The organism is Kitasatospora sp. NPDC127060 (genome assembly GCF_042724935.1).
In the GTDB taxonomy this organism is placed as follows: domain Bacteria; phylum Actinomycetota; class Actinomycetes; order Streptomycetales; family Streptomycetaceae; genus Kitasatospora.
This window is the reverse complement of record NZ_JBHXEG010000037.1, coordinates 15,686-30,954: the sequence shown is the minus strand read 5'-3', so window position 1 is coordinate 30,954 and position 15,269 is coordinate 15,686. Positions and strand designations below refer to the sequence as shown.

General features: G+C 73.1%; 6 protein-coding genes and 1 pseudogene. 3 read left to right on the top strand and 4 right to left on the bottom strand.

The annotated features are described in order from the left end of the window. Positions 1-6 precede the first annotated feature (6 nt). Positions 7-462 (bottom strand): MarR family winged helix-turn-helix transcriptional regulator, encoded by a 456-nt coding sequence (locus ACFWIS_RS21085; RefSeq protein ID WP_380460780.1) that lies wholly within the window; start codon positions 460-462, stop codon positions 7-9. Positions 463-613: 151 nt separating this feature from the next. Here ACFWIS_RS21085 and ACFWIS_RS21080 point away from each other — a divergent pair, with 151 nt between their 5' ends. Beyond that, on the top strand, positions 614-2,113 hold the full coding sequence (locus ACFWIS_RS21080; RefSeq protein ID WP_380460778.1) for an MFS transporter: 1,500 nt from the start codon (positions 614-616) through the stop codon (positions 2,111-2,113). A gap of 36 nt (positions 2,114-2,149) precedes the next feature. After that, positions 2,150-4,147: an aldehyde dehydrogenase family protein gene (locus tag ACFWIS_RS21075; protein WP_380460776.1), complete on the top strand. Its 1,998-nt coding sequence runs from the start codon at positions 2,150-2,152 to the stop codon at positions 4,145-4,147. Positions 4,148-4,211: 64 nt separating this feature from the next. Here ACFWIS_RS21075 and ACFWIS_RS21070 read toward each other — a convergent pair whose 3' ends face one another. Beyond that, positions 4,212-5,363, bottom strand: coding sequence for a mechanosensitive ion channel family protein (locus ACFWIS_RS21070; protein ID WP_380460774.1), 1,152 nt, complete (start codon positions 5,361-5,363; stop codon positions 4,212-4,214). A gap of 526 nt (positions 5,364-5,889) precedes the next feature. Between ACFWIS_RS21070 and ACFWIS_RS21065 the strand changes: the two are divergent. Beyond that, a pseudogene (locus ACFWIS_RS21065) lies at positions 5,890-6,393 on the top strand (HNH endonuclease); the annotation flags it as partial. A 282-nt stretch (positions 6,394-6,675) separates the two neighbouring features. Here the strand turns inward: ACFWIS_RS21065 and ACFWIS_RS21060 are convergent. Together ACFWIS_RS21060 and ACFWIS_RS21055 are read right to left on the bottom strand one after the other, a co-directional pair. Beyond that, positions 6,676-10,464 (bottom strand): beta-N-acetylglucosaminidase domain-containing protein, encoded by a 3,789-nt coding sequence (locus tag ACFWIS_RS21060; RefSeq protein ID WP_380460772.1) that lies wholly within the window; start codon positions 10,462-10,464, stop codon positions 6,676-6,678. A 329-nt stretch (positions 10,465-10,793) separates the two neighbouring features. Beyond that, positions 10,794-15,242, bottom strand: a complete 4,449-nt coding sequence (locus tag ACFWIS_RS21055; RefSeq protein ID WP_380460770.1) for a ricin-type beta-trefoil lectin domain protein — start codon at positions 15,240-15,242, stop codon at positions 10,794-10,796. Positions 15,243-15,269: the final 27 nt, after the last annotated feature.

Here is a 15,269-nt window from a genome sequence, read left to right as displayed (position 1 = left end):
GGCCGCTCAGCCGGTCGGCTCGGAGAAGACCCGGGCCAGCAGGGCCTGGAGGGCGTGGCGGTCCTCGTCGTCCAGCTGTTCCAGCCCGGTGAGGCCCGACATCATGTCGGCGCGGATCCGGCGGACGGTCTCCTCGCCCTCCTCGGTCAGCAGCACGTTCTTGACCCGACGGTCGGCCGGGTCGACCTCGCGGCGGACCAGCCCGCGGGCCTCCAGGCGGTCGACGATCCCGGTGACGTTGGAGGCGTCACAGGCGAGCAGGTCGGCGAGGGTGCGCATGGGCCTCGGCTCGCGGAGCAGGCTGAGCGTCTTGCCCTGCATCAGGGTGAGGCCGCGCTCGGCCGCCATCGCGGCGAAGTTCCGGTAGTAGGCCGCAGCGGCCCGCGCCAGCTGGTCCATGAGCTGGACGGGCGTGGGGGCGCCCGTGGGGGCGGATGTGGACGGGCCGGCGGGCTGCTGCATGGCTCGAGTGTAAGCGAGATTGCTTGACATCCTCAATCATTCAGGTCTACCTTCGACCTATTGCTTGATGACATCAACTATCTAGGTCTTCAAGCCTCAGGCCCGGTCCCGCACCTCCGCGCGGCGGGCCCTCCCCGGAAGGACCCCCCTGATGAGCCACGCCCCTGCTGTCGGCCCGCCGAAACGCGGCAGCACTCCCCTGATCATGGCGCTCGGCCTGGCCGCGATGGTGGTGGCGATGGCGCAGACCCAGGTCGTCCCGATCCTCGCGCTGCTGCAGAAGGACCTGCACACCGGCGCCGCCGGCGTCAGCTGGGTGACGACCGCCGCACTGCTCTCGGCGGCCGTCTTCACCCCGTTGCTGGGCCGGGTCGGCGACCAGTACGGCAAGAAGCGCACGCTGCTCGCGGTGCTCGGCGTGATGGTGGTCGGCTCGGTGATCGCCGCCACCACCACCTCGCTGGCCCTCCTGATCGTCGGCCGGGTCCTCCAGGGCTCCGCCACCGCGATCTTCCCGCTCGCCCTCTCGGTGATCCGCGACGAAGTGCCGCACGAGAAGCTGCACGGAGCGATGGCGCTGGTCAGCGGCACGCTGGCGTTCGGCAGCGGCCTCTCGCTGGTGGCCACCGGGCTGCTCACCCAGGGTGCCCACCCCGACTACCACCTGGTCTTCTGGTTCTCCACCGCGCTGACCGTCCTCGCCCTGGCCGCCGTCGCGTTCGTCGTCCCGCACGGCGGCTCGCCCGCCGGGGGCCGGATCGACGTCCTGGGCGCCCTCACCCTGGCGGTCTTCCTGGTCCTGCTGCTGCTCGGCATCTCCCAGGGCCACGAGTGGGGCTGGTCCTCCGCCCGCACGCTGGGCTCGCTGGGCGGGTCCGTGGTGGTCGCCGCGCTCTGGGTGCTGGTCGAGCGGCGGGTGGCCAACCCGCTGGTGGACATGCGGATGTTCGTCCACCGCCAGGTGCTCTTCACCAACCTGGCCGGACTCTTCGTCGGCTTCGCCTCCTTCGCCCAGTTCATCGGCATCTCGTACCTGGTCCAGATGCCCGGACGGCTCACCGGCTACGGCTTCACCGCCTCGGTGCTGCGGGCCTCCGTCGAGTACCTGCTGCCCAGCGCCCTGATCGCGCTGGCGGCAGCCCCGGTCGGCGGCCGGCTGGTCCGCCGGATCGGCGCCCGCTCCACCCTCGGGGTGGGCGCGCTGATCGGCGTCGGGGGCTTCGCCTGGCTCGCCTTCGGCCACGGCGCCGAGGGCTCGGTGATCACGGCCGGCATGCTCACCGGCATCGCGATCTCCTTCGGCTACGCCGCGATGCCCGCGCTGATCGCGGCCAGCGTGCCGCTGCACCAGACCGGCATCGCCAACGGCATCAACTCCATCTCCCGTTCGGTCGGCAGCTCGATCGCCAGCGCCGTGGTGACCTCGCTGCTCGCCTCCAAGGTGATCGATTACCCGGCGATCGGCGCGGCGCTGCCCGCCGAGAGCCAGTTCACGGTCAGCTTCGTCCTGGCCGCCGTGGCGCTGCTGCTGGCCGCGGCGGTCGCCTGGGCCGGGCTCAGCAGGCACCACCGGCCGCTCGCCGCCGCCCCCGCGCCGGCCGAGACCCCCGCGCCGACCGAGGCCCCCGAAGCGGCGCCCTCCCACTCCTGACCGACTGACCGACCGTCTTCCCTCCCGGAGCACCACATGACTTCCGTCCTCTTCGTCGTCACCGGCGCCACCCACTGGACCCTGGCCGACGGCACCGAGCACCCCACCGGCTTCTGGGCCGAGGAACTCGCCGAGCCCCACCGGATCTTCAGCGAGGCGGGCTACCGGATCACCGTCGCCACCCCCGGTGGCGCCCCCGCCACCGTCGACCGGGGCAGCCTGGCCGCCGAGGTCAACGGCGGCCAGGAGCAGGCCGACCGCCTCACCGCGTACCTCGCCTCGATCGGCGACGCGCTCCGGAGCCCGGTCGAGCTGTCCCAGGTCGACCCCGACGCGTACGACCTGGTCTTCTACCCGGGCGGGCACGGCCCGATGGAGGACCTCGCGGTGGACGAGGTCTCCGGCCGGATCCTCACCCGCACCCTGGACTCGGGCAAGCCGCTGGGCGTCGTCTGCCACGCGCCCGCCGCGCTGCTCGCCGCCCGTCGCGAGGACGGCAGCTGGCCGTTCGCCGGCTACCGGATGACCGGCTTCACCAACGCCGAGGAGAGCGCCGTCGGGCTCGCCGCCAAGGCCGAGTGGCTGCTCCAGGACCGCCTGGTCGAGCTGGGCGCCGACTTCGCCGAGACCGCGCCGTTCACGCCGCACACCGTCATCGACCGCAACCTCTACACCGGCCAGAACCCGAGCTCCTCCGCCGCCCTGGCCCGTACGCTGGTCGACGCCGTCTCCACCGACCCGGCCACCGTGGTGGCGCGGCTGCGGAGCACCTTCGACACCGGCCGGACGAGGCCGCTCGCCTGGCGCCTCGCCCAGCTGGGCGCCCTGCGCGCGCTGCTCACCGAGCAGTCCGAGGAGTTCCTGGCCGCACTCCGGGCCGACCTGGGCAAGAGCGCGGCCGAGGCGTACCGGGGCGAGATCGGGTTCACCGTCAACGAGATCGACCACACGGTGGCACACCTGGAGGAGTGGCTGGCCCCGGCGCCCGCCGCCGTCCCGGCCGCGTTCCTGCCCGCCGAGGCCCGCGTGGTCCGCGACCCGCTGGGCGTCGTGCTGGTCATCGCCCCGTGGAACTACCCGCTGCAGCTCGCCCTCGCCCCGCTGGTGGGCGCGCTGGCGGCCGGCAACACCGCCGTGGTCAAGCCCAGCGAGCTGACCCCGGCGACCTCCGCGGCGATGGCCCGGCTGCTGCCGCGCTACCTCGACCGGGAGACCGTGGCCGTCGTCGAGGGCGCCGTGGCGGAGACCACCGCACTGCTGGAGCAGCGCTTCGACCACATCTTCTACACCGGCAACGGCACGGTCGGGCGGATCGTCATGGCCGCTGCCGCCAAGCACCTCACCCCGGTCACCCTGGAGCTCGGCGGCAAGAGCCCCGCGGTGGTCGAGCCCGGCGCCGACCTGGCGGTCACCGCGCAGCGGATCGCCCGCGGCAAGTTCCAGAACGCCGGGCAGACCTGTGTCGCCCCCGACTACGTCCTCGCCATCGGCGACACCGCCACCGCGCTCGAAGCCGAACTGGCCACCGCGGTGGGCGCGCTGTACGGCGAGGACCCGGCGAGCAGCCCCGAGTACGGACGGATCGTCAACGAGCGCCACCACGACCGGCTCACCGCGCTGCTGGGCGACGGACGGACCGTCACCGGCGGCGGCCACGACCGCTCCGCCCGCTACCTCGCCCCGACGGTCCTCGCCGACGTCTCCCCCGAGGCGCCCGTGATGCAGGCGGAGATCTTCGGCCCGATCCTGCCGATCGTCACCGTGCCCGACCTCGACGCGGCGATCGCCTTCATCAACGAGCGGGACAAGCCGCTCGCCCTGTACGCCTTCACCGACTCCGAGCGGACCAAGCAGCGCCTGGCCCGGGAAACCTCCTCCGGCGGCCTCGTCTTCGGCCTGACCGTCTCCCACCTGGCCGTGCCCGAGCTGCCCTTCGGCGGAGTCGGCGAGAGCGGCATGGGCCGCTACCACGGGAAGTACTCGATCGACACGTTCAGCCACACCAAGGCGGTCCTGGACAAGCCCCTGGGCTGACCGCCGCCGACGGCGCCACCCGGCCCGGCTCGGCCCCGCGAGGGCCGAGCCGGGCGCTGGACCGTTACGGCTTCGCCAGGTCGTCCGTCGGCGGCTTCGGCAGCGGGATCGGCTCCGCCGCCCGGTAGCGCGGCGAGGTCGGGTCGGCCAGGGCGGACGGCGGCGAGGGCTCCACGGTCGTGATCGCCACCCCGGTGGCCACCGCCGCCGCCTCCTCCTTGACCTTGATGCCGGCCAGGTCGAAGGCCGTCTTCAGCCGCCGGCGCAGCGCCCGGGAGACCACCGGGGCCTTGCCCGGGGCCGTCCGGGCCTCGATCCGGACCATCACCGAGTCCGCCGCCACCGACTCCACGCCCAGGATCGACACCGGTGCCCAGACCAGCTCGTCGTACGGCGCCTCCTTGGACATCCCCTCGGCGGTCTCCTGGATCAGGTCCTCGACCCGCTGGAGGTCCTCCTTGTACCCGACCTGGACGTCGACCGAGGCGGTCGCCCAGCCCTGGCTCATGTTGGCGATCCGCTTCACCTCGCCGTTGCGGATGTACCAGATCTCGCCGTTGCCCCCGCGCAGCTTGGTCACCCGCAGGCCGACCTCCAGCACGGTGCCGGTGGCCACCCCGGTGTCGATCTCGTCGCCGACGCCGTACTGGTCCTCCATGATCATGAAGACCCCGGAGAGGAAGTCCGTGACCAGGTTGCGGGCGCCGAAACCGATCGCCACACCGGCCACTCCGGCGCTCGCCAGCAGCGGCGCCAGGTTCATCCCGAGCGCGGAGAGCACCATCAGCGCGGCGGTGCCCAGGATGGTGAAGGACGCCATGCTGCGCAGCACCGAGCCGATCGCCTCCGAGCGCTGCTGGCGCCGCTCGGGGTTCACCACCCCGTGGTTGGCCAGCAGCCCGCCGAGCCGGCTCTCCTCCCGGTGGTCGTGGCTGCGCGTCATCCGCGCTATCAGCTGGGTGACCAGTTTGTTCACCACGGCCCGCAGGACCAGCGCCAGCAGGATGATCAGGACGATCCGCAGGCCGCCGGCCAGCCAGCTCTGCCAGTGGGTGTCGAACCAGCTGGCGGCCTGCTTGGTGGTGTCGGTGACCTCCTGCGCACTGGTCGGGATGCGCAGCTGTGGCAGGTCCGGTGCGGTGGGCGACGGGGCCGGCGTCGGGGTGGATAGCGTCGGGGACGCGTCGGTCGGACCGGTGGCGCCGGAGCGGAACACGTGCGGGGCCTTCCTTGCTGGGGGCGTGACCGGTCCGTGCCGCACAGGCGGCCCGCGGACCGTGCGCGCTAGCCTATCCGGCACCGAATACCGGCCCGGACCGGCCGACCGGCGTGCGTCCCCGCCCGGACGCCCCGTCAACGCCCCGGTGCGCTCCCCCGGAGGAGAACCCCCGAGCCACCCCGGCACCACCGGCCACACCGCCCCCGGACGGCCCCAGCCCGTCCGCCGAACAGCCCCCGGCGCTGCTCCGACCGGCCGATCCGCACCCCCGGCCGGTCCGCCGTCCCCGCCCCGCTCCCGCCCCGCCCCCGTCCCGGCCGCGCCCGGGTGCAACCGGACCTCCGCCCGGGCATACCGGGTATGACAGACACCACACCCGGAGTTCACGTCAGGTCCGTTACACAGGAGTGGTGGCGCCGTACGAAGGCGTAAGGCGACACTGGGGGAGATCACGCACTCGTTGCGCGATCCAACCGCTCGTCCCGGCGCGAGCCACGCGTCGCAGGCGTCCAAGGAGGCATCCGTGCCGCATGTCCTGGTCCTCAACGCGTCCTACGAGCCACTCGGCGTCGTATCGATGCGCCGCGCACTCATCCTGGTCCTCAACCACAAGGCGGTCAGCCTGGAGGACACGGGAGTCACTCTGCACAGCGCCACCAGCGCCCTTCCGGCGCCGTCCGTCGTCCGACTGACCCGCTTCGTCCGGGTCCCGTTCTGCGGGCCCGTCCCGCTCACCCGCCGGGCGCTGTTCGCCCGTGACCACGGCCGCTGCGTCTACTGCGGGGCCGCCGCCACCAGCGTCGACCACGTCATCCCGCGCAGCCGGGGCGGCCAGCACCGGTGGGACAACGTGGTGGCGGCCTGCCGCCGCTGCAACCACACCAAGGCCGACCGCCACCTGACCGAACTCGGCTGGCGGATGAAACGCCCACCGGCGCCGCCCAGCGGCCTCGCCTGGCGGATCATCGGCACCGGGATCAAGGACCCGCGCTGGCGGCCCTACCTGGAGCCCTACGGCGGCGGCGACCAACTGCGCGCCCCGCAGTGGGGCGAGTACGAGCACCACGACCATACGGAGTCGAGCCACTCCGTCCCGATCGGCCGGGCGCACACCGCCCACGCCGCCCACTCCGGCCCCGTCCGCCGCGGCGAGCAGCCCGAACCGCTCTCCGCCTGACCACAGCACCACAAGGGCCCGCCCGTCACACCGTCGGTACGCGCCTCATGGGCCGCCGCGCCCCCCACGAAGGGGAGCCCGGCGGCCCGCCGCCGTTTCCGGCCCCGCCGCTGGTTCCGGCCCCCGCCGCGCCTACGGCTTGGTGGCCGGCGGGGCGGCCGGTGTCCCCGGCGTCCCCGGCTGGGCCGGCGGGTTGGCCGGCTGCTGCGGCGGAGCGGCCGGGGCGGTGACGGCGTACAGCTCGATGCCGTACAGCGAGTAGCCGAACTTGGTGGCCCGCGCCACGCCCTGCATCCGCACGTACCGGACGTTCGGGGCGTCGAAGCGCACCGTCTCGTCCCCGCCCTTGCCGTTGTCGACCGTCGCGGCGTCCGTCCAGGTGCTGCCGTCCGCCGAGACCTGGATCTTGTACGAGGAGGCGTACGCGGACTGCCAGTGCAGCACCGCCGCGCCCAGGTGACCGGCCTGCGGCAGGGCCAGCTGCACCCAGGCGTCGTCCTTGGCCGGTGAGGACCAGCGGGTCTTCGGGTCGCCGTCGGCGATCGCGGCGGCCGGGAAGTCCGGCGTCTCGTCGCCCGAGGAGGACGCCTGGGCGCCGCGCGCGAGGTCCGGACCGCCGGTCGGCGGGACGACGTGCACCTGCAGCACCTGTTTCACGGTGGTGCCGCCCGCCAGGTAGGACACCGGCACCTGGTACGTCCCGGACGGCGTGCCCGCCGCGGCCGTGACCAGCAGCGGCACGCCGACCCGCCCGCCGCGCGGCACGGTGACCGGGCCGGCCGGGGTGACGGTGAGGCCCTTGGCGGTGGTCGGCACGTCGATCCGCAGCTCGCCGGTGGTGCCCTCGGGACGCCCGGCCTCGACGGTGGCCTGGGTCTTGGCGGGGGCGGCGGCACCGGTGACCACGTCCAGGGCCGGGTCGGTGAGGCTGAGCCGGGCCGCCGGGGCGTCGGCGTACCAGGGGATCACCTGGTTGACCACCGGCGGGTCGCCGCCGGGCTTCCAGGTCAGCCGGAACGCGTCGGCGGGCTGCCCGCCGGCCGGCAGCTCGTTGTAGCCGGGCTGCACGGTGCCGATGTCGACCCAGCCGCCGTCGGAGCGGCGCACCGCGACGGTGGCGGTGGCGTGCACGTTCGGGTCGGTGAGCACGGTGAGCCGGTCCAGCGGACGGGCGGCGCCGAGTTCGACGGTGAGCGGCTCGTCCTGCGCGGTGGGCGCCTTGGCGGCGCGGTACGCGGTGTCCGGGTTGCCGTCCAGGACGGCCGCGGCCGAGGAGCCGGGCGCCGCGGCGGGGCCGCCGGAGACGCTGGCCGGGGACTCGTCCGGGGCGGTGACGGTGAACTCGCGCACCGCGACGGCGGTCTTCTGGGCGGCGGTGGCCCGCAGCCGCACCGCCCGCACCACGGTGCCGGGCGGCAGCTGGGCGCTGACCGTCTTCTGGTTTTTCACCACGGCGAGCTGCTGCCAGCCGCCCGCGCCGGTGCTGTACTCCAGGACGCCGTCGCGGATGTAGTCGTCGGCGGCGTTCTGGGCGTCCGGGCCGTTGCCCCAGCCGCCCATCAGCACGGTGACGCCGCTGATCGGCCGGCCCGCGCCGAGGTCCACGCCGACCGAGTCGCCGGGCTGCGGGGGAGCGGAGCTCCAGTAGAAGGTGTCGGCCTGGCCGTCGGTCATCAGCGCGGGCAGGTGGTCGTGCGCGGTGCCCATGCTGCTGGTCGGGGTGACCCCGCCGCTGACCACGCCGGACCAGTTGTCGGCGGCGCGCACGGCCCGGTCCAGGAAGGGCGCGAGCACGCCCGCGCCGATGGTGGCCGGGGCCTGGGCGAGCTGGGAGCGCAGCTGGTTGAGCTGGACCCGGGCCTTCCAGGCGGCCGTGCCGTCGCCGCCGTGCTGGGCCAGCAGCATGTCCAGCGCGGCCTGCCCGGCCAGCCCGTAGTCGCGCAGCGGGCCGAGCCAGGGCCCGGCCTCGGCGGCGAGCTGGGCGGTGGCCTGGGTGCCGGCGAGGGTCTGCTGGGCGCCCGCCATCGCGGCGAAGGCGTCCCGCAGCGGGCCCGCGGCCGCTATCAACTTGGCGAGGTCGGGGGCGGCGCCGGAGGTGGGTTCGGCGTTGGCCCAGAACTGGTCGAGCAGCGGCTGGAGGTAGCCGGACTCCTGCTTGGCCAGCGGCGAGGAGGTGCTGTTGCCGGCCAGCGCGGTGACGGCGGACAGCACCGATCCGGCCGGGGTGGCGGCGGCGCCGGTCGGTCCGGCGAGCGAGCGCACCGCGGCCTGCCAGGAGTCGCCGGGCTTGTAGCCGGCGGGGTTCCAGGCGAAGTCCCCGGCGGTGGCGAGGGCTATCCGGGAGGCCACCGGCTGCTGCATGGCGCCGGTCAGCAGCACCGCGGAGCGGGTCGCCACCTCCGGGTCGCGGCCGGTGTAGGCGCCGAGGAAGAGCCGGTCCGGGCTGGCGTCGTTGACCGGGTAGTTGTCCATGGTGACCAGCGGGTGCCCGTACAGGCTGCCGGTGTCCGAGGTCTGGGCGCCGGTGATCTTCTCCGGGATCACCGCGCCGCCGCTCCAGGCCACCTGCACACCGGCGGGCAGCGCGTCGGCCAGCGCCTTGCGGTACGGCGTGGAGCCCTGCTTGTGGTACTCGGTGGGGACGATCGACAGCGGCGCCAGCCCGGGGTTCTTGGCGATCAGCCGGTCCTGCACCTTCTTGACCAGCGAGGCCTGCGCCTTGGCGGCGGCGGCCGGGCCGCGGCCGTACTCGTCCCGGTCGTCGTCGCAGTGCCACTCGTCGTAGCTGACGTCCAGGAACTGCAGCTGGAACGCGGTGAAGCCGAGCTTGCGCAGCCCGTCCAGCTTGGCGACCAGCGCGTCGACGTCCTTGCCGGAACTGAAGCAGAGGGACTGCCCCGGATCGATCGCGTAGCCGAGGGTGACGTGGTTCTGCCGGGCCCGGTCGCCGAGTTCGCGCAGCTCGGACTGCTGGTTGGCGGGGTAGGCGTCGCGCCAGCGGTTGAGCCGGAACGGGTCGTCACCGGGGGCGTAGAGGTAGAAGTTCTGCTTGGAGCGGCCCAGGAAGTCGACCTGGTCGAGCCGCTGCTGGGCGGTCCACGGGGTGCCGTAGAACGCCTCCGCGGTGCCGCGCGCCGCCGCGCCGCTCGGCCAGTCCCGCAGGGTGACCCCGGGCAGGCCGAGCCCGGCCGCGCCCGGCCCCTGGCCCTGACCGGCGGGTACGGCGGCGAGCAGTTGGCGCAGGCTCTGCGCGGCGTAGAAGGTGCCGGTCGCGTCGGCGCCCGCGAGCACCACCGCGCCGTACGTCCCGCCGCCCTGGGCGGGCAACTGGCCGACGGACAGCACGTAGCCGCCGGGCGGCATGCCCGCGGTCGAGGGTGCCGAGCCGTCCTTGCCGCCGGCCGCGGCGGCCAGCTGGCGCAGCGTCCGGTCGGTCTCGCCGTCGGCGCCCTCGGCGGGGCCGCCGATGTACACCACCAGCGAGCCGGCGGCGGGGGTGCCGCCGTCCGGCTGCGGGGTCACCGCGCTGGCCCCCGCGACGGTCAGCACCTCGCGCACGGCGTCCACCGCGCCACCGTCCACCTTGGGCGCGGTCACCAGCGCCACGGCGGCCGGCACGGTGACGGCCTTGCCCGCCACCGTCTGCTCCTGCGGGTGCGGGAACACCTGCGGGTCGGTCACGCTGCCCAGCGGCGTCTGCGGCGCGGTGCTCACCACGTCCGGCCCGGGCCCGGCCGCGTACGCCGACGAGGGCAGCGGCCCGGCCAGCAGCCCGCCGACGACCGCCGCGGTCACCACCCCGGCGGCGATCCGCACCGCCCGCCGCCCCGGCCGCCGCGCCGCACGCTCCGCCCGTACCGACGCCAGCAACGGCTCCGTCCCCTTGAGATCGGAGATCAGCCGGTCCGCGGTCCGCGGCACCAGCTGACGGCACGTCCGCGCCGTGGCCCGCCGGGCCGCCAACGCCGCCGGATGGTCAAGCACCTCGCGCAACACGGGACTCTGCTCCAACTGCTGCCGCAGCCGCCGCCCGGCCGCAACGGACACACGGGCTTGCACAGGGGCCTCCTCGCCAGGCCTGGACCACAACGGTCGCCACCCCACCAGCTACCCAACCCGGTGTCAACGTCACCGACGGCTATGACGGTTTTGCCCTGTTTGATCCTCTGTCGGGATTGCCCCTGACAACCGTTCGGGCCCGCCCGCCAGGCGGCGGAGCGGGCCCGAGGTGCGGCGCTCAGGACACGGGGTCAGGAACGCGGGGGTGCGGGCTGTACGGCCGTCCGCAGGTTCGGGACGTACCACTGGTGGTTGGGGGCGAGCTGGTCGATCTGGCAGTCCCAGAGCTGGAGCCGGGTGGCGTTGTCCGTGTGCCCGCCCGGCAGGTCGAGACAGCGGCCGGAGGCCGGGTGGTACAGCACCTCGTTCGCGAGCGGGATCCACTTCTGCGCGGCGGTGCCGTCGCAGGTGTGGTACTCCATCTGCGTGCCGTTGCCCGTACCGGCGTTCACCGGCGCCAGGCAGCCGTTCATGACCCGGACGCTGCCGTCACCCCCCAGCGAGAACTGCTGGGCGGGGCTCCCGTTGCAGTCGTAGAGCTGGATCGCGCTGCCGTTGCCGGCCACGGCGCCGTTGAGGTCCACGCACTTGTTGGTGTCGACGCGCGAGCGGATGACGCTCGCGGTGCCCGGCGCGGTCGGTGCCACCGCGAACGGGTAGACGGCGGTGCTGCTGATGCTGCCGTCGAAGGCGTCGCTCGGCTTCGACTGGTACCGGTAGCGGCCCAGCACGAACGGCCCCGACGGCGACGGGCTGGTGCTCGCCCGGTGGTAGCCGGTCGTCGCGAGGACGCCGTCGACGTACAGCGACATCGCGCCGGTGTCCGCGTTGTAGGAGGCGGTGAGCCGGGTCCACACGCCGGGGCGGAAGTAGGCGGAGGCGTTCCTGGTGTCCGTGAAGTCGTACGACCAGGTGTCGTCGTCACTGACCGACAGGCCGAAGGCCCAGAAGCCGTACTTGGCGTCGGCGTACAGGATGAAGTTGCTGCCGTGGACGGTGTCCTGGCTGGCGACGACGCCGCCCTTCGGGCCGGTCTTGGCCCATGTGGAGACCGTGAAGCTCTTCCGGGTGTCCACCACCGGGCGCGACATCGTGACGTTCGACCCGGCCCCGGGGCTGAAGGCACCCACGGTGGCGGCGCGACCGTCAACGGTGTCCCCGACCCAGCTCACGCCTGAGGCCGTTCCGTCGGCCTTCTTCTGGCCGTCCCTGACGGCGTTGCTGCCGTCAGGCGCGGCCAGCCAGTTGCCGATCGGGCGGTTGAGGTTGCCGAGCACGACCGGGTTGGTCTCCAGACCGGTCACCGTCGGGCCGCTGTTGACGTCGGGCGCCTTCGTGCCGACGCCGGCCCAGGCGACCAGCTGGTTGCTGGTGTCGACGGCCCAGAGGTCCGGGACGCCGTCGCCGGTGACGTCACCGTTGGAGCCGACCCTCGGGTAGAGCTTGGCGTCGACGCCGTTGGCCAGCCAGCCCTTGGTGGGCTCGGCGAACGCGGAGGCGTCGAAGGTGCCCTGGGTGCTGCCCTTGCCCAACTGGTAGGAGTGGATGGTGCCGTCCCACTTCGAACGGCCCCAGACGGTGGGGATGTTGGTGCCCTTGGCCGGGCCGGGGGTGATCAGGTCGTAGGAGTCCCAGGCCTGGCTCTGGGAGAGCAGGATGTTCGGACCGTCCAGTTGCCCGACGCTCGATGACAGGGCGAGCCAGAGTCGGCTCTTCTCGACGTAGAGCAGGGACGACCGGGGCAGGCCGGCGGTGACCGTGCCCGGGTTCTTGGGAGTGTCCCCTGTGGGCGAGCCGAACGCCGCGATCTGGGTCACCGACGACCAGTTGCCGCCGTTCCCGTAGTCCGCACACGAGATCGGCGTGCCGTCGGGGAGCGCACAGCTACCGGACTTGGACAGTGGAATCGAGTACTGGCCGTCTAGGTGGGCGGCGTTGGCGTCGTTGGCGTAGAGGTACAGCTCGGCAGCGCCGGGCGAGTGCGCGATCAGGTCATCGACATTCCGCTCGGTGAACGAACCCCGGTGGGTGATCTGGGCCGTGCTCCAGTCCTGATTGTCGGCCGCCCCCGGTGCGGACGCAGGCTTGGTGTTCGGGGCGGCGTACGGGTCGGCGTTCGCGCCGACCAGGCGCAGCGAACCGGTGCCGTCCGGCAGCAGGACGTCGCCCTTGCGGTCGCCGTCGATGTCACCCATGACCGGGTCGCCGGCAGCCGGGTTGCTCGGCACGAAGTAGGTGTAGGCGACCGGCTGGGACATGTTGCCGGCGTTGTCCTGGGTCTGCAGGTACAGGAAGTTGGTCCCCCAGTGCCAGGGGGTGTACTTCAGCTGGAAGCTGCCGTCGCCGTCCATCTTGACGACGTTGCCGCCGTCGTTGCAGTTCCACCCGGTGGCCGCGGCCTGGATCGGGTCGGTGGTCCAGCGGGCGCAGGCCAGGCCGGAGGACCGGCCGCCGGTGGCCGGGGCCGGGTCGGTGCCGGTCAGGGTGAAGACACCCTCCTGGCCGACCAGCTTGGGGTGGCCGCCCAGGGTGCCGGACTCCGGGAAGTCGGTCGACGTGACGCGGGCGGTCGGCGGGGTGCGGTCGATGCGCAGGAAGCACATCGCGGTGTTGTCGCTGTTGAGCGTTCCGTCGCCGGTGCCGGCGAACCAGCCGTACTGGTGACCGTCGATCAGGGATCCGACGCTCACCGAACGACGGCCCGAACTGGAGGCCCAGCCGGTCTCGTAGATCTTCGACGAGCCGTTGTCGTCGTCGTCCCAGATCTTGAAGGTGGTCCAGAGCTGCTCGCCGGTCGGCGACCAGGTGTCCGCGGCCAGGTTGACGTCGGTGTTGATCCCGACCCACCCGGGGTTGTCCCAGGGGTGCGCGGAGCCGGGGGTCTGGCACTGGTCGTACGCCGCGTCGCGGGCGAAGCCCGGAGTCGGACTGGTCCCCGGGCTGCCGATGTGCGGGGCGAAGTCGTAGGTGACGACGATGTGGGGGTTGTTGGCGAACCGCTCGCGGTAGTACTTGTTGCCCTCGTCGTCGGGGGCGAACAGGAACGTCCAGCCACCCCAGTGCTCGCGCGCGGCCTGGGCCATCTGGCTGTAGACGTCGTACTCGACGCCGCCCTCGCCCTTGATCCAGTTCATTCCGACCTTGGCGCAGTTCCCGAGCTCCGGGCAGGGCTGGGCCTTCCACGTCGTCCACTGGTTGATCGGATTGCTGGTTCCCGAGCCGGTCGAGTAGAGGCCCATCGGCGACGGGGTCGAGGGGCTGGACGAGGCCGCGACGGTGGCGTAGAGCTTTGCGCTCTGGACGGCCGAGTCCCAGAAGACCGAGTTCAGGCCGACCTGGAAGTAGGCGCGCTCCTTGCCCTCCTTCGTGCAGCGGTTGTTGGTGTCGATGTAGCCGCAGTAGCCGGCAGCCGGCTTGTCCTGGCCGTACTGGGTGCCGTTGTACTCGGGGGTGTCGGGGTAGGCCGACTGCACCTGGGCCCAGGCCTGGGCGCCGTTGTCGACGCTGGGGTTCCAGCCGGGGTCGATGAACCACGGGCCGGTGCCCTGGCCGAGGACCGAGGCGTCCGGCACCAGGTCGATGCCGCCGCCGCTGACGGTGGTGGCGATCGGCGCGGTCTTCGCATTGGGGCCGGGTGCCTTGCTGCTGGATCCGGTCACGCCGACCGGGGCGTCATCGGTCGCGGCCGGTGCAGCCGCGACCTTGCCCTGGGTCTTCGGCTGGGCCGACGAGGCAGAAGCGGCCGTCGTGGTGGAGTCCCACAGCACCGGTGCCGGTGCCGTGAATCGGGCCTTCCCGGATGCGTCCTCGGCTGTCAGGTTGCCGTTGGCGTCCGCCTTGACGGCCAGCCCGTCGGCGACGGTATCGAGGTGCAGTTTGGTGATCTTCGGGTCGGCCGCCGCCTTCGCACTGCGGACGATCAGGACCTGACGCCAGCCGCCGGCCGGGGTGGCGCTCAACTCCAGGTCGACGTCGGGCAGTACGGACCGGTAGAGCGCGCTGCCGCCGTTGATCTCGGGCTTCGGCAGGTCGAACGGTGCCTTGATCGACAGTTTCCTGCCGTCCGTCGTCGCCATGGTCGCCAGTGGTCCGCTGCCGCCGCCGGAGAACGTGAGCGCGGAGGGGACGGCCGTCGGGGCGAGTGTGCCGTCCGGGTTGGTCCGGAGGGCCGCGTCGACCGGTCGCCAGCTGCCGTCGGCGTTCTTGACCCGCTCCACCACCGGAGTGGCGTCGGTGGCCACAGTGCCGTCCGGGTTGGCGGTGGTCCGACTGCTGCCCGTGGTCAACGCATCGACGACAGTGGGCTTTCCGCTGCTCTTGGCCGTGGCCTGGGCGGCGCGGATCGCGGCGACCTGTACCGCTCGCGGGTCGGAGCCGTCCTTGGCGGGCGGGGTCGGCGTAGCCGGCCAGGAGGGGTCGGCGGGGCCGTGGTTGCGGTCGGCCGGGGCCGCGGCGGCGATGGTCGGCACGGCCAGCAGGCCCGCGCCGAGGGAGAGCGCGGCGGTGCAGGCGAGCGGAAGGAGGGCCGCGCCGAATATCCGGTTTCGTATGTTCCGTCTGCGAGTTGAGGGTGCTGTGAGCTGTGGCCTCGGCATGAAGAACCCGTCGTCGATGGTGATGTGAGCAGGGGTCAGGCGCACGCTGCCTTCACATTTCGTGCGCTGTCA

Bases quoted from the DNA above. Each gene is read 5' to 3' on its own strand.
- ACFWIS_RS21075 (WP_380460776.1), top strand. From the start codon at position 2,150: ATGACTTCCGTCCTCTTCGTCGTCACCGGCGCCACCCACTGGACCCTG.
- ACFWIS_RS21085 (WP_380460780.1), bottom strand. From the start codon at position 462: ATGCAGCAGCCCGCCGGCCCGTCCACATCCGCCCCCACGGGCGCCCCC.
- ACFWIS_RS21080 (WP_380460778.1), top strand. From the start codon at position 614: ATGAGCCACGCCCCTGCTGTCGGCCCGCCGAAACGCGGCAGCACTCCC.